General features: G+C 64.2%; 18 protein-coding genes. 9 read left to right on the top strand and 9 right to left on the bottom strand.

The genetic code is table 11. From position 1 onward, the window contains the following. Nucleotides 1-18: 18 nt before the first annotated feature. Nucleotides 19-1,032, bottom strand: coding sequence for an ABC transporter substrate-binding protein (locus NL532_RS04780; protein WP_023683930.1), 1,014 nt, complete (start codon nt 1,030-1,032; stop codon nt 19-21). A gap of 204 nt (nt 1,033-1,236) precedes the next feature. Here NL532_RS04780 and NL532_RS04775 point away from each other — a divergent pair, with 204 nt between their 5' ends. From NL532_RS04775 to NL532_RS04735, 9 genes are all read left to right on the top strand, one after another. Further along, nucleotides 1,237-3,657, top strand: coding sequence for a glucan 1,4-alpha-glucosidase (locus tag NL532_RS04775; RefSeq protein ID WP_023828720.1), 2,421 nt, complete (start codon nt 1,237-1,239; stop codon nt 3,655-3,657). A 41-nt stretch (nt 3,658-3,698) separates the two neighbouring features. Next, nucleotides 3,699-4,712 (top strand): phosphogluconate dehydrogenase (NAD(+)-dependent, decarboxylating), encoded by a 1,014-nt coding sequence (gene gnd / locus NL532_RS04770; protein ID WP_023683928.1) that lies wholly within the window; start codon nt 3,699-3,701, stop codon nt 4,710-4,712. Nucleotides 4,713-4,735: 23 nt separating this feature from the next. Further along, entirely contained in the window at nt 4,736-6,109 is a 1,374-nt protein-coding gene (gene zwf / locus NL532_RS04765; protein WP_023687745.1) for a glucose-6-phosphate dehydrogenase, read from the top strand. 117 nt (nt 6,110-6,226) lie between these two features. Next, entirely contained in the window at nt 6,227-6,931 is a 705-nt protein-coding gene (locus NL532_RS04760) for an ROK family protein (RefSeq protein ID WP_023715876.1), read from the top strand. A 213-nt stretch (nt 6,932-7,144) separates the two neighbouring features. After that, complete coding sequence (locus tag NL532_RS04755; protein ID WP_023687743.1) at nt 7,145-7,609, top strand: Ros/MucR family transcriptional regulator; 465 nt, start codon at nt 7,145-7,147, stop codon at nt 7,607-7,609. A 133-nt stretch (nt 7,610-7,742) separates the two neighbouring features. Further along, entirely contained in the window at nt 7,743-8,843 is a 1,101-nt protein-coding gene (locus tag NL532_RS04750; RefSeq protein WP_023828721.1) for an aminotransferase class I/II-fold pyridoxal phosphate-dependent enzyme, read from the top strand. 158 nt (nt 8,844-9,001) lie between these two features. Then, complete coding sequence (locus tag NL532_RS04745; protein ID WP_023730214.1) at nt 9,002-10,243, top strand: MFS transporter; 1,242 nt, start codon at nt 9,002-9,004, stop codon at nt 10,241-10,243. Between the two features lie 361 nt (nt 10,244-10,604). Then, a complete protein-coding gene (locus NL532_RS04740) occupies nt 10,605-11,711 on the top strand; it encodes an efflux RND transporter periplasmic adaptor subunit (protein ID WP_050588141.1) in 1,107 nt (368 codons plus the stop codon). Continuing rightward, the gene (locus tag NL532_RS04735) at nt 11,708-14,911 is read left to right on the top strand and encodes an efflux RND transporter permease subunit (RefSeq protein ID WP_023732914.1); all 3,204 of its coding nucleotides are present in this window, start codon (nt 11,708-11,710) and stop codon (nt 14,909-14,911) included. The genes NL532_RS04740 and NL532_RS04735 overlap by 4 nt, the downstream gene beginning before the upstream one ends. 30 nt (nt 14,912-14,941) lie before the next feature. Here the strand turns inward: NL532_RS04735 and NL532_RS04730 are convergent, their stop codons facing one another. From NL532_RS04730 to hemC, 8 genes are all read right to left on the bottom strand, one after another. Beyond that, nucleotides 14,942-15,577 carry a LolA family protein gene (locus NL532_RS04730; protein WP_023828722.1) on the bottom strand — a complete coding sequence of 212 codons (636 nt, stop codon included), beginning with the start codon at nt 15,575-15,577 and terminating at the stop codon, nt 14,942-14,944. A 56-nt stretch (nt 15,578-15,633) separates the two neighbouring features. After that, nucleotides 15,634-15,897, bottom strand: coding sequence for a YMGG-like glycine zipper-containing protein (locus NL532_RS04725; protein ID WP_023670477.1), 264 nt, complete (start codon nt 15,895-15,897; stop codon nt 15,634-15,636). Nucleotides 15,898-16,084: 187 nt separating this feature from the next. After that, nucleotides 16,085-16,801 carry a glutamine amidotransferase gene (locus tag NL532_RS04720; protein ID WP_286487908.1) on the bottom strand — a complete coding sequence of 239 codons (717 nt, stop codon included), beginning with the start codon at nt 16,799-16,801 and terminating at the stop codon, nt 16,085-16,087. A gap of 14 nt (nt 16,802-16,815) precedes the next feature. After that, a complete protein-coding gene (locus NL532_RS04715) occupies nt 16,816-17,295 on the bottom strand; it encodes a tellurite resistance TerB family protein (protein WP_023702389.1) in 480 nt (159 codons plus the stop codon). 75 nt (nt 17,296-17,370) lie between these two features. Continuing rightward, nucleotides 17,371-18,969, bottom strand: coding sequence for a heme biosynthesis protein HemY (locus NL532_RS04710; RefSeq protein WP_023828723.1), 1,599 nt, complete (start codon nt 18,967-18,969; stop codon nt 17,371-17,373). Between the two features lie 10 nt (nt 18,970-18,979). Further along, complete coding sequence (locus NL532_RS04705) at nt 18,980-20,470, bottom strand: COG4223 family protein (protein ID WP_023821973.1); 1,491 nt, start codon at nt 20,468-20,470, stop codon at nt 18,980-18,982. Between the two features lie 112 nt (nt 20,471-20,582). Next, nucleotides 20,583-21,296, bottom strand: a complete 714-nt coding sequence (locus NL532_RS04700; RefSeq protein WP_023710201.1) for a uroporphyrinogen-III synthase — start codon at nt 21,294-21,296, stop codon at nt 20,583-20,585. Nucleotide 21,297: 1 nt separating this feature from the next. After that, nucleotides 21,298-22,221: a hydroxymethylbilane synthase gene (hemC, locus tag NL532_RS04695; RefSeq protein ID WP_023710202.1), complete on the bottom strand. Its 924-nt coding sequence runs from the start codon at nt 22,219-22,221 to the stop codon at nt 21,298-21,300. Between the last annotated feature and the right edge of the window lie 16 nt (nt 22,222-22,237).

The raw sequence follows: 22,237 nt of genomic DNA, 5'->3' as shown, positions 1-22,237 counted from the left end.
GGCAATGAATGCAATGCATCACTTGATATTGGCTTTGATCGCCGCGATTGCGTCTTCCTGGCTGTATTCGTGGGTGGCGACGCCGCCCTCCTTGATTTTCGGCAGCTCGGTCTCGAAATTGTCTTGGGTAAAGGCGAGATACGGCACCAAAAGGTCATGCGGAATGTCCGTGCGGCCGTCGAGCACCTGCTGCGCCACCCAGAAGGCCAGCGACGACACGCCGGGCGCGATCGAGGCCGACCAGGTCTGGTAGCCATCCTTGTCCTTCTGCTCCTTCCACCATTTCAGCTCGTCCTGGCGGTTGCCCATGATGATGGTCGGACGCGGCTTGCCTGCGGCGGCAAAGGCTTGTGCCGCGCCATAACCGTCACCGCCCTGGTCGACGATACCGACGATGTCGGGCAACGACGGCAGGATCGTCGCGACCGCCTTCTGCGCCGTCGTCTGGTCCCAGTCGCCGGTCACCGAACCGACGATCTTGAACTCGGGATGGGCGGCGACGCCTTCGAGGATGCCGGCATGGATGGCATCGTCGATCGAGGTGCCGGCAAGGCCGCGGATTTCCAGCAAATTGCCGCCCTTGGGCTGGAATTTGGCCATCTGCTCGACTTCCTGCTTGCCCATGTCCTTGAAGTCGACGACGACGCGGTAGGCGCAAGGTTCGGTGACGGTCCCGTCGAAGGAGACGACGACGATGCCGGCATCGCAGGCCTGCTTGATGGCGCCGTTCAGCGCATCCGGCGATGCGGCATTGATGACGATGGCGTCATAACCCTGCAGGATCAGGTTCTGCACCTGGGCAGCCTGGGTCGGCACTTCCTTGTCGGCGGTGGTGAAGATGTCGGCGGCGCCGACGATCTTATCCTCAACCGCCTTCTTGGTGACGATGCCGTAGCTGTCGAGCATCGCCTGACGCCACGAATTGCCGGCGTAATTGTTGGAGAAGGCGATCTTCTTGCCGCTGGTGTCGGCAAGCGCCGTGCCCGAGGCGAGCATCGCCGCCAGAGCGCTCAGGACGAGCAGTTTCTTCATGTCATAATCCTCCCATGGATTGTCGGCCCCGCCGACTGTTGCTGATGGTTTTGGCGTTGGCTGCCTGTTTTTTATCTATTGTCAGACAAATGCAGATGAGCTCGCTTGTCAACTGCGATCGGTTACGCTTTGGCGATCAACTTCAGGTGCGATGATTGAAAAGCCTTCGCCTGCTGGTCTAGGGAAGGGCCCAGGAGACCATGCATGGCAGCGACGCCGCCGACCCTTCCCCCCAGTGCACCCAAAAGAATGGGCGCGCCCGGAATTCCGGCGCGCTGGACGTCAAGCGCCAAGAGCGGCGTAGGTGCCGCGCTTTCAACGGCGAGCCGCGTCTGGTTCACGCTCAGCCATGGCATCGTCAATGAAGTCTACTATCCCGGCCTCGACAGCGCCTGCACGCGCGACATGGGACTGCTGGTCACCGGTCCCGGCGGCTGGTTTTCCGAGGAGAAGCGTGACGCCACACATGCCATCGAGCCGTTCGAGGACGGCGTGCCCGCCTACCGGCTGGTCAACGCGACGGCCTGTTACCGGGTCGAAAAGCGCATCCTGGCGGATCCGGCGCGCCCGGCCTTGCTGCAGGAAACCAGCTTCACGGCACTCGAGGGCGTGGCCACGGACTACCGCGTCTACGCCCTGCTGGCGCCGCATCTGGTCAATGCCGGCATGGGCAACACCGCCTGGATCGGCGAGCACAAGGGCAAGCCGATGCTGTTTGCGTCCGGGCGCGGCACCTGCCTGGCGCTTGCCTCCTCGCTGCCCTGGGGCGACTGCTCGGCCGGCTATGCAGGCTTTTCCGACGGCTGGCAGCAACTCAGCCGCGCCGGCCGGCTCGATCCGGCCTGCCAAAGGGCGGAGGACGGCAATGTCGCGCTGACCGGCGAGATCGGCTTTTCCTTACGCAACAGCAAAGCCTTGCTTGCGCTTGGGTTTGGGGCAACGCCGGATGAAGCGGCCGAAAACGCCGCCGCCAGCCTGAAACGCGGTTTTGAGCCGGCGGCAAAGGCCTATGTCGCGAAATGGCGGAAATGGCAGGCAGGCCTGACGGCGCTCGACCACCATGATGCATCCGGCCTCAACACCTACCGCGTCAGCACAGCGGTGCTGGCGACACACCTGTCGCTGGCGAGGCCCGGTGCGGCCGTTGCCAGCCTGTCGATCCCCTGGGGGTTCAGCAAGGGCGACGACGACCTTGGCGGATATCATCTGGTCTGGCCGCGCGACCTCGTCGAAACCGCGGGCGGCTTCGTCGCCGCCGGCGATCCGGCGCAGGCGCTTGAGATCCTCGCCTATCTCCGTTCCATCCAGCAGCCGGACGGCCACTGGCCACAAAATGTGTGGCTCGACGGCTCGCTCTATTGGCCGGGCATCCAGATGGACGAATGCGCCTTCCCGCTGCTGCTTGCCGATGCGCTGCACCGCGCCGGCCATCTGCCGCGCGCCAAGCTCGCCGCCTTCATGCCGATGATCGAGAAGGCCATGTCCTATGTCGTGCGCAATGGTCCCGTCACCGGGCAGGACCGCTGGGAAGAGGATGCCGGCTACAGCCCATTCACGCTCGCCGTCGAAATATCGGCACTGCTTGGCGCCGCCGATCTGTTCGACGTCAACGGCAAACCCGAGCCGGCTAACTATTTGCGCGAGGTCGCGGATTGCTGGAACGACCAGATCGAGCGCTGGACCTATGTCACCGGCACACCGGAGTGCCACGAGGCTGGCGTCGACGGCTACTACATCCGCATCGCGCCGGCCGACGCTTCAGGCGCCGCATCGCCGAAGGACGGCTTCGTACCGATCAAGAACCGTCCGCCGGGCGATACCGACAAGCCGGCCGAAGCGATTGTCAGCCCGGACGCGCTGGCGCTGGTCCGCTTCGGCCTCAGGGCCGCGGACGATCCGCGCATCGTCGGCACGGTCAAGATCATAGACGCGCAACTGCGCTGCGACCTGCCGCAAGGGCCTCTCTGGTATCGCTACACCAGCGACGGTTATGGCGAACACGCCGACGGCGCGCCCTTCGACGGCAACGGCCAGGGCCGGCCCTGGCCGTTGCTGGCCGGCGAACGCGCCCACTACGAGCTGGCCGCCGGTAACAAGGACAAGGCGGCAAGCCTGCTCAGGACATTCGAGGCTTCGGCTGGTGTGGGCGGTCTGCTGCCGGAACAGGTCTGGGACGGCGCCGACATACCGGAGCGCGAATTGTGGCTGGGCAAGCCGTCGGGCAGCGCCATGCCGCTGGTCTGGGCGCATTCGGAACACATCAAGCTGTTGCGCTCGCTCCGCGACGGCGCCGTCTTCGACATGCCGCCGCAAGGCGTCAAGCGCTATGTCAGGGACAAGACCGGCTCGCCGCTGAGGATATGGCGCTTCAACAACAGGCTGCGCACCATGGAAGCCGGCAAGACGCTGCGGGTTGAACTGCTGCAGCCGGCACTGATCCGCTGGAGCGGCGACCAGTGGCAGACCAGCCATGAAATCAACACGTCCGTGAATGTCTTTGGCGTCCATATGGCGGATCTGCCGGTGACCGATATTCCGCGAGGTAATACGATCGTCTTCACTTTTTTCTGGCCCGACGGCGACCGTTGGGAGAATGTCGACTTCACCGTCGGCATTGAGAACTAACTCGCCAGCAATTTCTTTCCTCAAGCGACTAGGACAACACCATGCAGATCGGAATGATGGGACTGGGCAGGATGGGCGCCAACATGGTGCGCCGCCTGATGCGCGACGGCCATCAATGCGTCGTCTACGACATCAACCCGGCAAGCGTTGCCGCCCTGGTTGCCGATGGCGCCATCGGCGCCGCATCGATGGAGGAGTTCGTCGGCAAGCTTTCCAAGCCGCGCAGCGCCTGGCTGATGCTGCCGGCGGCGATCACCGGCAAGATCGCCGACCAGGTGGCAGCATTGATGGAGCCCGGCGACATCATTATCGACGGCGGCAATTCCTATTATCACGACGCTGTCGACCAGGCGGCCGAGCTTGCGGCCAAGGGCCTGCACTATGTCGATGTCGGCACCAGCGGCGGCGTTTGGGGCTTGGAGCGCGGCTACTGCCTGATGATCGGCGGCCCCGATACGGCGGTCAAACACCTCGATCCGATCTTCGCCACGCTGGCGCCCGGCGCCGATGCCGGCGCCACGCCCGACAAGGCGGGCGGGACCGCACCCTTTGGCTACCTGCATTGCGGACCGAGCGGCGCCGGCCATTTCGTCAAGATGATCCACAACGGCATCGAATATGGCGTCATGGCCGCCTACGCCGAAGGCATGAACATCCTGAAATCGGCCAATGCCGGCAAAAGACAGCGCACTGCCGACGCCGAGACCAGCCCTTTGGAAAACCCGCAATACTATCAGTTCGACATCGACCTGCCGCAGGTGGCCGAGGTCTGGCGCCATGGCAGTGTGATCGGCTCCTGGCTGCTCGACCTCACCGCCGGCGCTCTGAAGAGCGACCCGGCATTGGCCCAGTTCGGCGGCCGCGTCTCCGATTCCGGTGAAGGCCGCTGGACGCTGAAGGCGGCGATCGACACCGGCGTGCCGGCGCCGGTTCTGTCCTCGGCTTTGTTCGACCGCTTCTCCTCGCAGGGCGAATCCGAATTCGCCGACAAGCTGCTGTCGGCCATGCGCTATGCCTTTGGCGGCCATGTCGAAAAGCCGAAGGCCGGCAAGTGAAGGCCGCAGGGGAGACTCGCAAGATGAGCCCGGAACGGTCCGACACGCTGGTGCTCTTCGGAGCAACCGGCGACCTTGCCCACAAGAAGATATTTCCGGCCCTCTACCAGATGGTAGCCAAGGGGACGCTGACCGAGCCGGTGATCGGCGTCGCCTTCGATGCCTGGGACATCAACCAATTGCAGGCGAGGGCCCGCGACGGCATCGTCAACGCTCTCGGCAAGATCGACGAAAAGATCTTCGCCAAATTCGCCAGTCTGCTGCGCTATGTCAGCGGCGACTACCGCGACGGCGCGACCTTCGAGAAGCTGAAGACGGCGCTCGGCTCGGCGCAGCGGCCGCTTCACTATATGGCGGTGCCGCCGACCATGTTCGAGACCGTCGTCCAGGGGCTGGAGCAATCCGGTACCGCGCATGGCGCGCGGCTGATGGTGGAAAAGCCGTTCGGCCACGATCTCCAATCGGCGCGCTGGCTGAACCGCGTGCTGCATCTGGTGTTCGAAGAGCAGTCGATCTTCCGCATCGACCACTATCTCGGCAAGGAGGCGATCCAGAACCTGCTCTATTTCCGCTTTGCCAATTCCTTTCTCGAGCCGATCTGGAACCGCAACTTCGTCGAAAGCGTACAGATCACCATGGCCGAGGACTTCGGCGTTGAAGGCCGTGGCAAATTCTATGACGATGTCGGCGCTATCCGCGACGTGATCGAGAACCATCTGCTCAACATCCTTTTGCTGCTCGCCATGGAACCGCCGGTCGGCCGCTCGGCCGACGATCTGATCGACGAGAAGGTGCAGGTGCTGCGCGCCATCCGCACGCTGACCAAGGACGACGTCGTGCGCGGCCAGTTCACCGGCTACCTCGCTGAACCCGGCGTGAAGCCGAACTCGCCGGTCGAAACCTTTGCCGCGGTGCGCTTCATGGTCGACACCTGGCGCTGGCAGGACGTGCCCTTCTTCATCCGCACCGGCAAGAACATGCCGGTGCATGTGACCGAAGTGATCGTGCGGCTGAAGCGGCCGCCGCTCGACGTCTTCGATCCGATCAAGCCCAGCGACGCCAATTACGTGCGCTTCCGCATCGACCCGCAGGTGGCGATCTCGATCGGCGCGCAGCGCAAGGCGCCCGGCGACGACATGGTCGGCGAGCAGGTCGAGCTCACCGCGCTCGACGATTCGAAGGGCGACATGCCGCCCTATGAGCGGCTGATCGGCGATGCCATGAACGGCAATGGCCAATTGTTCACCCGCCAGGATGCCAGCGAGCTTGCCTGGCGCATTGTCGGCCCGGTGCTCGGCGACACCACGCCGCCGCATATGTATGAGCCGAAGACCTGGGGGCCGGCCGACGCCATGGCCAGCTTCGGGCCGCCCAACGGCTGGATCAATCCGAGTTGAGCAATTCCAGGAAAGTGCGAGCGGTTTTTCCGTCCGGAATTGCGTAAAAACAAAGACTTGGAGCATTCCCCCGTTTCCCTGAAACGGGGAACGCGCCAAGTGAGCGGAGGAAACGACATGGCCAAGGCAGCCAGGCCCGCGAAGGCCAAGGCGGAACCGATCGTGCTGACGATCGATGTCGGCGGCTCGCACGTAAAAATCCTCACCAGCGCAGGCGGCGAGATGCGCCGGGCCGATTCCGGACCGGATCTGACGCCGCAGCAGATGGTCGCCACGGTGAAGACGCTGGCCGAAGGGCTGCCCTATGACGTGATCTCGATGGGCTATCCCGGCCCGGTCAGGCACAACAGGCCTTCGCTCGATCCCGCCAATCTCGGCAAGGGCTGGGACGGCTACGATTTTGCCGCCGCCTTCGGCAAGCCGGTCAAGGTCGTCAACGACGCGCTGCTGCAGGCGATCGGCAGCTACGATGGCGGGCGCATGCTGTTCCTCGGCCTCGGCACCGGCCTGGGCGCGGCGATGATCCTCAACAATGTCGGCCAGCCGATGGAGCTGGCGCATCTGCCGTACCGCAAGGGCGGCAGTTTCGAAGATTATGTCGGCGAGCGCGGCCTGGAGAAATACGGCAAGAAGAAATGGCGCAAATACGTTTTCGACGTCGTCGGGCGGCTGCGTGCGGCGCTGCAGCCGGATTATGTCGTCATCGGCGGCGGCAATGTCGACAGACTGGATGAATTGCCCGCCACATCCAGGCGTGGCGACAATACGCGCGCCTTCGAGGGCGGTTTTCGACTATGGCGCGACAAGGCGCTGATCGTCTGATAGTATTAAAATTCAGTATAGTTGTTCAAAATGACGTGTGGCGCGATACGAAGTCATTGCGTTACGCAGATTTGGCGATTAGATCGGTGGCACCGGATGGAATCATCTGGCGCAACCGCACATATGCGGCAAGACAAATGACTAGAGCGGATTTCCGGCTCCGCTGGGACCGCTCTGGGAGTTTCCGCCACCCCCTAGCGACGGAGAGATAAATTGGCCGACGACAGCAACGACTCTGACAAGGACATCGACCTGCTCGAGCTTACCGCCCATATCGTGTCCGCTTACGTCGAGAAGAACCGCTTGCCCGTTGCCGGCCTGAGCGATCTCATCGCCAGCGTTGCGGCGTCGATCGGCGGGCTCAGCCAGCCGCCGGCCCCAGTGGCGGCGCCGCAGATCCCGGCCGTCAATCCCAAGCGGTCGGTGACGCCGGATTACATCATCTGCCTCGAGGACGGCAAAAAATTCAAATCGCTGAAGCGCCATCTCGGCGTCCATTTCAACCTGACGCCGGAAGCCTATCGTACCAAATGGGGCCTGCCGGCCGACTATCCGATGGTTGCCCCCAACTACGCGGCGTCGCGCTCCGAGCTGGCCAAGTCGATCGGCCTCGGCCGCAAGGCTGCAGTGGCCGCGCCGGCGAAAGCCAAGGGTCGGAAGGCCAAAGTTCCGGCCTGAGTGGGATCAGCGCCTCGGCCCTGAGCCAATCGTTTGGACGACTGGAACAGAAGCCTGCCGGCAAATGAGCCTTGGCAGGCTTCGTGCTTTTATGGCTTGTACCTCTGAGTGTCAGGACTTTGGGGGAGCAGCCATGAACTACGCCAGAATGGTGATCGAGAAAGAGGCGCCGGAGGAATACGGCTACGATCGCATTCGGTTCAATCTCTCCGAAAGCTCGATCGCCGATCAGAAACTCTCCGACGTCGGCCTGTCGCTGCCGGATCTCACGCTGTTCTACGGCGAGCATCGCGGCGACAAGGAGTTGCGGGCGCTGATCGCGGCGCAGGATTCCGGCATTTCGCCTGACGATGTTCTTGTGACCGCCGGTGCGGCGGGCGCGCTCTTCATCATTTCGACCTCGCTTCTGTCGGAGCGCGACCACCTTGTCGTGGTCCGGCCGAACTACGCCACCAACATCGAGACCCCCAAGGCGATCGGCTGCGCCATCTCCTATGTCGATCTCGATTTCGACGCAGGCTTTGCCATCGATTTCGGCCGCGTCGCCGCCAGCATGCAACCGAACACCAAGCTGATCAGCGTCACCTGCCCGCACAACCCGACCGGCACGATGATGGGCCGGGCCGATCTCGACGCGCTGATTGCGCTGGCCGAAGCGAGCGGCTGCCATCTGCTGGTCGACGAGACCTATCGCGACCTCTCCTATGGACAGCGCCTGCCGGCGGCGGCTTCTCTCAGCCCCAAGGCGATCAGCGTCTCGTCGCTGTCGAAAGCCTTCGGCATTCCCGGCATCCGCATTGGCTGGCTGATCACCAGCGATGCCGAACTGCAGGAGCGCTTCCTCGCCGCCAAGGAGCAGATCGGCATTTGCGGCAGCGTCATCGACGAAGGCATTGCGCGCGGCATGCTGGAGCGCCGCGACGCTTTCCTGGCCGCGCTGCTGCCCGAGATGGCGAAACGCCGCGACATCGTGCAAGCCTGGATCGACCGCGAGCCGCTGGTCGACTGGGTGCGGCCACAAGGCGGCGTCGTCGGATTTCCAAGGCTCGTTGTCAGTCCAGACTTCGACCTCGACCGTTTCTACGTCAATCTCTTGGAAAACCACGGCACCTATGTCGGTCCCGGCCACTGGTTTGATATGCCCAAGCGCTTCTTCCGCGTCGGTTTCGGCTGGCCGAAAGAGGCGGAATTACAGGGCGGCCTCGACGCCATTTCCGCCGCGCTGAGGCAGTAACGTCCGCGTGCAATCGGGCGAGCGGCTTGAAAACCGCTTGATCCGGGCCCGATTTTCACGCATACGCGCCCCGAACTTTGATAAGTTTCATTGGCCGGAACAGCGCCCATTTCCGGGAAGTGCCCCGCCGGCCAATGCAAGCAACGGGGCCTGTATCCATGACATCCCATTCCCATACACCGCCTGACCGGCGTTACGCCGCCTTCCGCCATCGCTCCTTCCTGAGCTATTGGGCGGCGCGTTTCCTGACCACCTTCGCCACCATGATCGTGTCCGTCGCCGTCGGCTGGCAGATCTATGATCTGACGCGCGATCCCTTCGATCTCGGCATTGTCGGCATCGTCCAGTTCCTGCCGTCGCTGCTGCTGGTGCTGGTCACCGGCGTTGTCGCCGACCGTTTCGGCCGCCGCCTGATCATGGCGCTGGCGACGGTAGTCGAGGCAGGTTGTGCGCTTGTCCTGTTGTACTTCACGCTGCGCGGTCTCGTCAGCCCGCTGCCGATCTTCATCGTGCTGGCTATGTTCGGCCTGGCGCGCGCTTTTTATGGGCCGGCCTCGTCGTCGCTGTTCGCCAACCTTGTTCCGCCGGAAGATTTCGGCAATGCGATCGCCTGGAACTCGTCCGCCTGGCAAACGGCGACCATTGTCGGCCCGGTCGCCGGCGGCCTGCTCTATGGCGTCTCGGCCGAAGCCGCTTACGCCGTTGCGTCCGTGCTGATGCTGGTGGCCGGTCTGCTGATCTTCACCATTCCGAAACCGGCCCAGCAGAGCGCCACCGACAAGCCGACGATGGAGACGCTGTTTGCCGGCTTCCGATACATCTGGAGCGAGAAGATCGTCCTGGGCGCCATCTCGCTCGACCTCTTCGCCGTGCTTCTGTCCGGTGCCTCGGCGCTGCTGCCGGTCTATGCCCGCGATATTCTGGAACTCGGCCCGTGGGGCCTCGGCCTGCTGCGCTCGGCGCCCGGCATCGGCGCCATCTGTGTCGCGGTCTGGCTTGCCGGGCATCCGCTGCGCGACAATGCCGGCAAGATCATGCTCGGCTTCGTCGCCGGGTTCGGCGCCTTCACCGTGCTGTTCGGCGTCTCGACCATCACCTGGCTGTCGATCCTGGCCCTTGCCGGCCTCGGCGCCACCGACATGTTCAGCGTCTATATCCGGGAGACGCTGATCCAGCTGTGGACACCCGACGAGGTTCGCGGCCGCGTCAACGCCGTCAACCAGGTCTTCGTCGGCGCCTCCAACGAAGTCGGCGAGTTCCGCGCCGGCACCATGGCGGCGCTGATCGGCACCGTGCCGGCGGTGGTGATCGGCGGCGTCGGTGCGATTGCCGTCGCCGGACTGTGGGCGGTGCTGTTTCCGCAACTGCGAAGGGTGCGGCATCTCAACAGCCGCAACTGATCGAGTAAGCCGCAGGATCCGGCGCTCGGTCCACATCAGCTTGCGCCGATGACGGCTGAGATGGGCCGGAAGCGGATGGGCCGGTTCTGGGCGAACTAGCCAGATGGCGGGGCAGCCACAGGGTGGACATTTCAGTCCGTATGGAAAATGATCATGTTGCCATGCACAATACTGCAGTGCTCTGGTCTCGACGAGAAACCTTAAATATAGAAGAGAACCACCCGACCTCCGGGTCCAGCTAGCGGGGACGCAAATGGACACTTCAGGGAATCGGCAATCGCATCGCGACGCAAGCGGGCGACCCAGCCGATCGGTCGGCTGGCTGGCCCGCTCCGCCGTCCCAGTGGCATTCCTGCTCGGCATGGCTTTCAGCAGCAACGCGTTTTCGCAGGACCAGCAACTGCCGGTGGTGACGGCGGCCAAGCCGGTGGTGCGTGAAATCGTCGAAGACGACGAGTTCGTCGGGCGCTTCGAAGCCGTCGACGAGGTCGCCATCCGTTCGCGCGTCAGCGGCTATCTGGACAAGATCAGCTTCCAGGACGGCGCACTGGTCAACAAGGGCGACCTGCTCTTCACCATCGACCAGCGTCCGTACCAGGCGGCCTACGATGCCGCCAAATCGCAAGTGGACGTCGCCAAGTCTCTGCTCGAATTCTCCAAGATGCAGCTGGATCGCGCCGATGAGCTCGCCAAGACCGGCAATATCTCGGCCGCGACGGTCGACGACCGCCGGCGGGAATACCTTTCGGCGCAGGCGCAGATGCAGGGCGCGACGGCGGCGCTGACGACGGCCAACCTGAACCTGGAGTTCACCGAGATCAAGGCGCCCTTGTCCGGCCGCATCGACCGCCGGCTGGTGTCGGTCGGCAACCTCGTGCAGCCGGATTCCACCTTGCTGACGACCATCGTCACGCGCGATCCGATCGACTTCTATTTCGACGTCGATGAGCGCCTGTATTTCAGCTACGCCCGCGACGCGAAGGAGCGCGGCGGCAGCATGCAGGAAGGCGCCGGCGGGCTCGAGGTGGTGGTTCGCGTCGCCGACCGCGCGGAGGCGGTATTCAAGGGCAAGCTCGATTTTGCCGAGAACCGGATCGACAACGCGACCGGCACCATGCGGGTGCGTGCAAGGTTTGCCAACGCCGACGGCGTTCTCCAGCCAGGCATGTTCGGGCGCATCAACGTGCCGGGGTCGCTGCCGCATAGCGGCGTCCTGGTGCCCGACGAGGCGGTCGGCGCCGATCAGGATCGCCGCATCGTGTACCTAGTGGATGAGGCTGGGATGGTGTCGGCGAAGCCCGTGCGCACCGGCCCGCTTCTCGACGGCTACCGGGTGATCCGCGCGGGCCTGACCGGCGACGAGACGATCATCGTCAACGGGCTGATGCACGCCAGGCCCGGCACCAAGGTGAAGGTCGAGATGGTGACGTTGCCGCCCAAGGTCGAGACCGCCGGGTTGCAGCAATGAGGTTCGCCCATTTCTTCGTCGACCGTCCGATCTTCGCATCGGTGGTTTCGATCGTCCTCCTGATCCTCGGCGGGATTGCTTATACCCAGCTGCCGATCGCGCAATATCCCGAGATCGCGCCGCCGACCATCGTCGTTCGCGCCCAGTACCCGGGCGCCGACGCCGAGACGGTCGCAGCGACGGTGGCAACGCCGATCGAGCAGGAGATCAACGGCGTCGAGGGCATGCTTTACATGTCGTCCTATTCGTCCGGCGACGGAGCGATGGCGCTGACCATCACCTTCAAGCTAGGCACCGATCTCGACCAGGCGCAGGTGCTGGTACAGAACCGCGTCTCGGTCGCCGAGCCGCGCCTGCCCGAAGAAGTCCGCCGCCTCGGCATCACCACCATCAAGAGCTCGCCCGACCTGATGATGGTCGTGCACATGCTGTCGCCCGACAATACCTACGACCAGCTCTACGTCTCGAACTACGCCCGCTCGCGGGTGCGCGACATACTGCTCAGGTTGGACGGCGTCGGCGACCTCATCATCTTCGGCGAACGCGAATATTCGCTGCGCATCTGGCTCGATCCGGAAAAACTGTCCGCCCTGGGGATGACCTCGGGCGATGTGGTGCAGGCGCTGCGCGACCAGAACGTCCAGGTGTCGGGCGGCTCCATCGGCGCGCCGCCGACCAATACCGGCACGGCGTTCCAGTACACGGTCACCACGCAAGGCCGCTTCAACGACGCACGGGACTTCCGATACGTGATCGTCAAATCGGCCGAAGACGGCCGCCTGATCCAGCTGCAGGACGTGGCGCGCATCGAGCTCGGCGCCAAGGATTACGTCACCAACTCCTATCTCAACGGCAAACCGGCGGTGGCGCTCGCCATCTTCCAGCGGCCAGGCACCAATGCGCTCGCCGCAGCCGCGGAGATCCAGGACAAGATGAAGGAGCTTTCCCAGGACTTCCCGAAGGGATTGAGCTACGACATCGTCTACAATCCGACCGAGTTCGTCGCCGAGTCGATCCAGGAGGTCTACAAGACGATCCTCGAGGCGATGGTGCTGGTCATCATCGTCATCATCGTCTTCCTGCAATCGTGGCGCATGGCGATCGTGCCGATCGTGGCCATCCCGGTGTCGCTGATCGGCACGCTGGCGGTGCTTTACGCCGCCGGCTTCTCCCTCAACATGCTGACGCTGTTCGGCCTCGTTCTGGCCATCGGCATCGTCGTCGACGATGCGATCGTCGTGGTCGAGAACGTCGAGCGAAATATCGCCAGGGGGTTGGCGCCCAATCCGGCGTCGCATCTGACCATGGACGAAGTCGGAACGGCGGTCATCGCGATCTCGCTGGTGCTGATAGCCGTGTTCGTGCCGACAGCCTTCATTCCCGGCATTTCCGGGCAGTTCTACCTGCAGTTTGCGATCACCATCGCGGTGTCGACGGCGATCTCGGCATTCAATTCGCTGACGCTCTCGCCGGCCTTGGCCGCGCTGCTGTTCAAGCCGCACCACACTGCTGCGGCGCCGCCGCGCTTTTTCCTGGCGCGGTTCGGACGGGCGCTCGCCGACGGCTTCAATCGCGGCTTCGACAAGGTCGCCCATTGGTATTCGAGCATCGTGCGCGTGTTGGTCGGCTCGCGGATAGCGATCGCCGCCACGCTGGCCGTTTTCGCGGCCCTCATCTACGCCACGGTCTATATGGTTCAGACGGTGCCGCGCGGTTTCATTCCGTCGCTCGACCAGGGCTATGCGATCGTCGTCGTCCAGTTGCCGGACGGCGCCTCGCTATCGCGGACCGATGCCGTCATCCAGCAGGCGTCGCAGATCATCCAGAAAACGCCGGGCGTCGACTACGCGGTCGCCTTCGCCGGCTTCTCCGGTGCCACCTTTACCAATGCCAGCAACGCGGGCGTGATCTTCGCCAGGTTCAAGCCGTTTGACGAGCGACTGGAAGCCGGCCAGTCCGCGACCCAGGTCATCGGCAATTTGTTCGGCAGCCTGCAAAGCATCAAGGAAGCCTTCATTATCGCACTGCCGCCGCCGCCGATCCGCGGCGTCGGCAATGCCGGCGGCTTCAAGCTGCAGATCCAGGAGCGCAACAGCGCCGACATGCGGCAGATCCTGGCGCTTGCCTATGAAATTGCCGGCAAGGCCAACAAGACGGCGGGGCTGACCGGCGTGTTCACCACCTTCTCCGCGTCCAGCCCGCAATTCTTCCTGGCGATCGATCGCGACAAGGCGCGCATCCTGAACGTGCCGATCCCCAACATCTTCGAGACGCTGTCGATCAATCTGGGCACCGCCTACGTCAACGACTTCAACGCTTTCGGGCGCGTCTACCAGGTGCGCGCGCAGGCCGACCAGGCGTTCCGCCTCGATCGCGCCGACATCTTGAAACTGAAGGTGCGCTCGGCGACCGGCGCGCTGGTTCCGCTGGGCACGTTGATCGAGATCCGCGACGTCACCGGCCCGGCGCTGGTCCAGCGCTACAACATGTACGTCTCCGTGCCGCTGCAGGGCAACGCCGCGCCCGGTGTTTCCACCGGCGATGCGCTTGCCAAGATGGAAGCGATCACGGCACAGACGTTGCCGGCCGGTACCTCCTACGAATGGACCGAACTCGCCTATCAGGAGCGCAACACCGGCAATGCCGCTGTCTATATCTTCGGACTGTCGGTGCTGTTCGTGTTCCTGGCGCTGGCGGCGCAATATGAAAGCTGGGTGCTGCCGTTCGCCATCGTGCTGGTGGTGCCGCTCGGCGTGCTCGCAGCGTTGCTCGGCGTGTCGTTCCGAGGGCTGGACAACAACATCCTCGTGCAGATCGGCCTCATCGTGCTGATCGGGCTTGCCGCCAAGAACGCGATCCTGATCGTCGAGTTCGCGCGGCAGGCCCAGGAACGCGGCCTGTCGGCAGCCGAGGCTGCCGTCGAAGCCTGCCGGCTCAGGCTGCGGCCGATCCTGATGACCGCCTTCTCGTTCATCCTCGGCGTCGTGCCGCTGATGATCGCGACGGGCCCGGGCGCGGAAATGCGCCAGTCGCTCGGCACCGCGGTGTTCTCCGGCATGCTGGGCGTCACTTTCGTCGGCCTGTTCCTGACGCCGGTGTTCTACGTCACGCTCAGGTCGCTGTTCTCACGGCGCAAGCCGCATGCCGAGGCCGAGTCTTCGGCACCGGCAGAGGTGCCGTCCGAGACGGCCGCCGAGTAGTGTTACACGGGCAGTTCGTGGCGCTGCCGACTATTTCGTTTTGGTGTTGAATTCACGGTTTGCAGCATAGTTGATAGTGAAGGTGCCCGCAGGAGCGCGAACGCCCTGCTTCACGTTGGATATGGTGACTGTCGAGGTAAGGCCCCTCTCGTCAGTCAGGGTCCATCTGCGTAGATCGAGCGATTCCCTGTCAAACACCATAGTGATATTCGAATTGCCGAAGGCCGACTTGTCGGCCAGCCTGATGATCACCTGGGCGCCATCGTCCCTGATACTTTTGAGGCGATTGCCGGAAAAGTTGACCTGATTGTCGAGGAGCAGCTTGAGCGGCGTCTTCGAGAGAGCATAAAGCCGCGATGTCTTGAGCTTCTTGTTATAGACCACCAAGGATTTTCCATCTGCAATTACGCTGACCCCTGATTGGCCTGCATAGTTGAACCGGATCTTGCCCGGCCGCTGGAGGAAAAATTTCCCTTTGGTCCTTTCCGCTCTTGGGCCCGACTGGACAAAGTCCCCGGACATGGACTTTACCGATGAGAAGTGATCGGCAATCGTCTTCGCTTCTACAGGTGCGGCCAAGGCCGCGGTCGAAAGTTCGGCGTTTATCGCGACAGCGCTGACAACGGCGAACCAGAAAGCCAGCAGTCTTTTGCTGTTATATGCCATTCAGTTATCCTACCCCGAGCAGGCGCGTGATCGAAAGAGATCACGCGCCTTTGAGATCAGTAGCCGTCCGGGCACTGAGCAACGTAAACTCGACCGTTCCGACCGCGATATCTGCACTGGCCGGCTTCGCTGGCGTGCCCGATGACCGCCCCGGCCAGCGCTCCGACCGCCCCGCCAACAACCGCCCCTTTTACCGGGTCGCCGGCCACTGCTGCGCCTACAGCTGCGCCACCCAAACCACCGACGGCAGCGCCTTGTTCGGTGCGGGAGCATGCCGCGAGCGGAATGAGTAGGCTTAAAATGAGCAGCGTCTTCTTCATTGGTTCTCTCCTGGGGCCGTTATTAGCCGAAGCTTAAATGCGCCACGGAGTTTTTCGATCCATCGGAGTGTTTGGGGCGCAATCCAAATCTGCGGGAACGGGCTAAGGTCCCGGATCCATCGTACACGCCTCCCAGAGGTAAGTCGTCTTTGGGCAAGCTCGGCCGTTCAGAGTAGTTGGATTTGCTCTATCCCTCAGTAGGCTTGCCGAAGATCAGGCTCAAAAACTCGCTCAGCCAGCGCTTGAGGTGCATATCCCAGATCAGCCGGCCGCCGAGATGGTCGCGGCCGGGCTGCGCGCCGGGCAATTCGAAACGGTGTGCGCCGCGCACCACCCAGCGCTGCATCATCAACTGGGTCAGTTCGCCATGGAACTGGATGCCCCAGGCATTGTCGCCATAGCGAAAAGCCTGGTTGGGGTAGGTTTCCGCCGTGGCCAGCAGCGTCGCATCCCTGGGCAGCGAAAAGCCTTCGCGGTGAAACTGGTAAACCATGTCGGGCCAGGGCAGCAGCTTTTTGCCGGCTTCGGTCGGCTTCAGCGGATACCAGCCGATCTCGACCAGCCCCTCGCCATGCCCCTCGACCTTGCCGCCGAGATGATTGGCCAGCATCTGCGCGCCAAGGCAGATGCCGAGGAAGGGCCGGTTCTCCTTTAGCGGAACATTGAGCCAGTTGGTCTCGCGGCGGACGAACTCATCTTCGTCATTGGCGCTCATCGGCCCGCCGAACACCACGGCGCCGGCGTGTCCCTCCAGCGTCTCCGGCAGGCTGTCGCCGAGAGGCGGCCGGCGGATGTCGAGGTCGAAACCTTCCTCGAGCAGCATGTGGCCAACCCGGCCGGGGCTCGAAGTCTCCTGATGCAGCACGATCAGGATTTTTGGTTTCGAGCTCGGTCTGGGCGGCATGGAAAGGCGGAATCCTATTCGTCGCTCGACGTTCCGCTGGCGCCGGGCGCGGCGGCCGCCGCCTTGCGGCGCGCCTCGACGCGATCCTGGCGCTCGACGCCGATTAGCTCGGCGACGCGCCAGACGGTGTTGTCCTCCAGTTCATGCAGTTCGCCGTCGGCATAGACGATTTCCCACATCAGGCCGATGAAAGCCTTGCGCGCCTCGGCGTCGAGATGGCGCTTCAAGACGCTGGTGAAGGCATAGAGGTCGATCGCCTCATTGTCGGCGCGCTCGCCGGCGGCAGCCAGTGCATCGAGCTCGTCGCCGCTGATCGAATAGCTCTGCGCCAGCACCTGCTTGAACCGCTCCCACTCGACATCCTGGCGCACGCCGTCGGCATTCATCACATGATAGAGCAAAGCCGACGCCGCAACGCGCGGATCGTCCGCATTGGCGCGAGCCCCAGCCCCGGAGGGCAGGTCTTTCAGAAAGGCCAGGACGCGTTCGAACATGGTGCTCACTTCACTTTATTGGAGCATGATCTTTTCCAAAACCGCTATCCACTTTTTGGGATCATGCTTCAGGGATCAAAACAGGCGGAAGCGGCGCGGTGACTTCTCCGCTTCGTCGTCGGGGTCGACGCCAGGGTCGTCGGGCAGCCGAGCCAGTTCCTCGGCAGGTTCGACGGGTTCGGCATCGGGCGGTATTGCGGCGAAAGCGGCGGAAGTGACCGGTGTGACCTGCTCATCGCCCACAGCGGGCTTCGACTCGGTCGGCGCCTCGCTGCTCCTGGCAACGGCGGGATGATCGATCACTTCGGCTTCCTTTGTCGGCTTGGCGGGTGCCGCAAGCACCGGCACATCGGCTTCGTCTTCATGGCTGTCGATGAGCTGGCCCAGCCGCTCCATCGGTGCGCGCCAGGCGAAAGCGTCGAGCTTGCCGCTGACCGGCGATACCGGCGCCCAGCGTTCGGAGACGACGCCGTCGGCGACCCAGGCCGGATCGCGCGGCGCCCTGACCGCCTTGGACAGCAATTGCCTGATCTTGCCCTGGTCGCCGGTCTCTGCCTCCTCGATATCGGCCAGCAGCAGGTAAGCGCCTTCCCGGCGATCCATGCGGATCGCGGCTTCCGCCTCGCGGCGGGCGGTGGAAAAATCCTGCGCATCGAGCGCGGCGCGCGCCACCGTCATCGACGATTCGGCATTGTTGCGCTTCAGCTCCTGCAGCTTCTTCGCCCGGTTGAGACGATCGACCACGGCATCTCCCGGCCTTGCATGGGTGTAGAGCTCGGCGATCTCGGGATGCGGCTCCGCCTTCCAGGCTGCCTCAAGGATCTTCGAGCCTTTGCGCACATCGTTCTGTTTGAACAGAAGATTGGCGGCTGCAACCGCGGCCGGTGCGAAATCGGGCGCGAGCTTGTTTGCCTCGAGTGCCGCTGTCTTGGCTGCATTGGGGTCGCTATCTGTCAGCGCCTGCGCCTTGGCGGTCAACAGCACAGCGCGGCGGCGATTGGCGGCGTCGCGTTCGATCTGCCTGGTCGACTTCTGCGCCTCCACCAGCTTCAGCGCGCCGTCCCAGTCGCCGCGCCCGGTCAGATCCTCCAGCGTCGATTCGGCGGCCCAAGCCAGTTGCGGCGCGACGGAAGCGGCGCGCCCGGCATAGTGACGCGCGGCGTTGCGGTCGCCGAGCCGTTCGGCTTCGAGATAGAGCCCGCGCAGGCCAAGCAGCCGCATTTCGGGGTCGTCGAGCATGGCTTCGAATTTTTCGCGCGCGCCCCCATGGTCGCCTTCGAGCAGCGAGGCTTGCGCTTCGAGCAACTGGATCAGCGGCTCCTGGTCGGAGCGGATCAGCTTGGCGGCTTCCTTGGTCTTCTTGCGGGCCAGCGCGCCATCGCCGGCGCCGGCTGCGATCATGCCGGTCGACAGCGCCTGGTAGCCGCGGTCGCGGCGGCGGACGCGGAAATAGCGCGAGATCGTGTACGGGCTGTTCCACAGCGACTTGATCAGCCACCAGACGATCATCACCGCGGCGACGACGGCAACGATCGCCACCGCCGCCACCATCAGGCTGACCTGGTATTGGTAACCGTTGAAGGTGACGACCATCTCGCCGGGACGATCGGCCAGCCAGGCAAAGCCGAGGCCGAGCGCGAAGACGGCGGCGAGAAAGATGAGAATGCGGATCATCGTGTCGTCCTCATGCCTTCATCGCACCTGCAATCAGCGCGTCGACCTGCGTCTCGACGTCGATGCGCGCCTTCAGTTTGCCGGCAAAGTCGGCGCCGGCAGCCTTGACCGCATCCGGCAGCGTTGCGTATTCGCTGAGCGCCTTGGCGTAGTCGCCCTGGTTGACCGCCACTTCGATGCGCGCCACGGTTTCCGGCGCGCCGGCGCCTTCGACGGCGCCGATCGGCCGGACCTTGACCAGCGATTCGGCGCTCGACAAAAGGTTCTGGAAGAAGCCGGCATTTTCATCGACCGGCGTCGCCGCCGCGACCATCGCATTGGCCGCGGCGTCGGCCTCGCCGGCGATCTCGGTGCGGGTCGGGACGCCCTTTTCAGCGTAGGGGCGCAGCGCTGCAATCTGCGGTGCATCGGGCGAGATCGCCGCGAAGGTCTCCAACTCGGCGGCGAACGGCGCGCCGCGGTCAAGCGCCGCCTTCAAGGCCGAAGCGGCGATGGCCATCGCGATCTTTGGCTGCGAGGCCTGCGCATCGACCTTGCCGGCGAGCTGCATCACCGACTGCTCCAGCGCGGCGATCTTGCCTTCCTGCGCCTTGGCTGCCTCGCCGGCCGATTTCACCAGTGCGTCGAGGCCCGCCAGTCTTTCATTGAGCGGCGCGAGATCGACGGGCGCTGCACCACCGGCCTGGCCAAGGGCGGCGACCGCGGTCTCGATCTGCTTGACCTTGTCGCCAAGCGCGGCAAGCCCGGCATTGTCGCCGGCGCCGCCCTTTTCGACCGCCGATTTCAGCGATGCGACATCGGCCTTGACCTGATCCAGCGCCGAAGACAGCCCGTCGACCTTGGCCGTTGCGGCGCCATTGCCGCTGGCTTCCCTGAGGTCGGCGATTTCGCGCTTCAGCGAAGCGATCTCGCCATTGACGCCGTCGAGCGAGACCGTGCCCGCCCCTGAGCCCGGAGCGCCAAGCACGCCGGCAAACTGCAGCCCGCCGGCGGCAGCCAGCGCGATGACACCGCCGATGATGCCGGCGGCAATGCCGCTCGTGCGCTTCGGTTGCGCGGCCATGGGCTGGTTCCCGGCTGTCCTTGGGGTTTCCTTGGGTGCACCCGGCTTGGGCGAGGCATCCTCGAAACTGTAGTCGGAGGTTCTGGCGCGCGGTGGCGCATCCGAAGCGGTGGGGTAAGGCTGCTCCGCCTGGGTGGACGCCTTGGCATCGGCGCTTTCGGGAGCGGCCTGCGCCGCGGCGTCGGAGTGCTCCCACGGCTCGAGATCGGCTTGATCGGCATGAACGGGCTCGTCAGGCGTCTCCGGCTGCGCATTGGCCATGGCAGCCGCATCCTCGGCCGCAACCGATTCTGCCGGGGCCCCGACGTCATCCGAGTTGGCGACATCCGTCTTGGCGGCATCCGCATCGGCGATGCGCGAGACAGCGCCGGGTTCGAGTTCGATGGTCACCGGCTCGCGGCGGCTTTTCGAATGTCGCATCTTCGGCGTCTTGACCATGCCTGGGCTCCGCAATCCTGCTTCGTCTGGGCGCCCGACGGCGCGTGATGGTTTGAAAAATGGTCTAGCACATCATCATCAGGTGAAAAGGGGCGGCGTGATGACACGGGGCTCAGTCGCCGCGGTGCAACAGCTCAAGCAGCGCCTCCTCCTGCGGTTCCCGCGCCATGCGTATTTTTTTGCCGGCGGCATTGTCAAATGCCGCTGCCACGCGCTCGGAGAGCGCAAAAGCCTGCATGTTTTCAAAGAGATCGCGCAGCCCCGCCCTGTTGGTCAAGGCCTGCAACGCTGCCGCCGCCTTGGCTGAATAGAGCAGCACCGCGTCGACCGCCTTGTCGGACAGGCGTGTACGGGTTTCAGCATCGGAATAATCGAGCGAAATCGTGTCGTAAGTTTCGACGGTGCGGACCTCGACGCCGGCATTTCGCAGCCGCGCCTCGAAGGGCGGAAACCGCACGCGCCCTGTGAGATAGACGACCGCCTTGCCGGAAAGGCCGGCGGCAATCGCCTCGGCCAGCCGCTCGGCGTCGCCCGCCCCTTCGCTGACCGACAAGAACCCTGCCGAACGTGCCGCTTCAGCCGTCCTGCGTCCGACGGCATGGCAAGGCAAGGCGGCGAGCGCACGAATGAGTTCTTTCGGCGCATGCCGCACGGCATTGGCGCTGGTCACAGCGACGGCCACGGCATTGTCGCACGCAGCATCGGCGCCAACCGGCAGTGTCACCGTTTCGGTCAGTGGCAGAAGGAGAGGCTCAAATCCCAATTCCTGCAGCCGCCGCATGGTTCGCGACGCCCCGGGCTGCGGTCGCGTCACCAGGACACGCATGTCAGACCCAGCCGTCGAAGAAGGTTTCGCCCGCTTTGACCCGCACCATCCTGGCCGCGTCCGTGCCGATGTCAGCGGCATCCAGCGCCAAGCCTTCGGCCTTGACCTCATGCGATTGCGTGCCATCGGGCGAAATGATCAGCCCGGCGAAAACCAGCCTGCCGCCCGAGATCGTCGCATAGCCGGCGATCGGCGTGCGGCAGGAGCCGTCGAGCGCCGCCAGGAAGGCGCGCTCACAGGCCAGCGCCTGGCCTGTCGGCACATCATGGATGGCCACCAGCATCTTTTCGACCTCGCTGTCGCCGATGCGGGTTTCGATGCCGATTGCGCCTTGTCCCGGCGCCGGCGGAAAAGCATCGAGCGGCATCAGATCGGTGACGACATGGCCGAGCCCGAGCCGCTTCAGCCCGGCATAAGCGAGGATCGTGCCTTCGGCGACGCCTTCCTCCAGCTTGCGCAGCCTGGTCTGCACATTGCCGCGGAACATGACCACGCCTAGGTCCGGCCGCATGCGCCGGATCAGCGCCTGGCGCCTGAGCGAAGACGACCCGACCTTGGCGCCTTGCGGCAAATCAACAATGCGCTTCACCGCCTTTCCGATGAAGGCGTCCCGCGCATCCTCGCGCGGCAGGAAGGCGGACAGCTCCAGCCCGTCCGGCAGCACTGTCGGCATATCCTTGGAGGAATGCACGGCGATATCGATCGTGCCGGCCAGCAGCGCCTCTTCGATTTCCTTGGTGAACAGGCCCTTGCCGCCGGCTTCCGACAGCGGCCGGTCCTGGATGCGGTCGCCGCTGGTCGAAATGACGACGACCTCGAAGGCTTCCGCCGGCATGCCGTGCGCTTCCATCAGCCGCGCCTGCGTTTCATGCGCCTGGGCGAGCGCCAGCGGGCTGCCGCGTGTTCCGATTTTCAAAGTTTGCATGGCGCGCGGTCCGTGA

This window comes from Mesorhizobium sp. C120A, assembly GCF_030323105.1.
Lineage (GTDB): Bacteria > Pseudomonadota > Alphaproteobacteria > Rhizobiales > Rhizobiaceae > Mesorhizobium.
The sequence above is the reverse complement of the archived record's forward strand: the minus strand, read 5'-3'. Positions and strand labels throughout refer to the sequence as shown.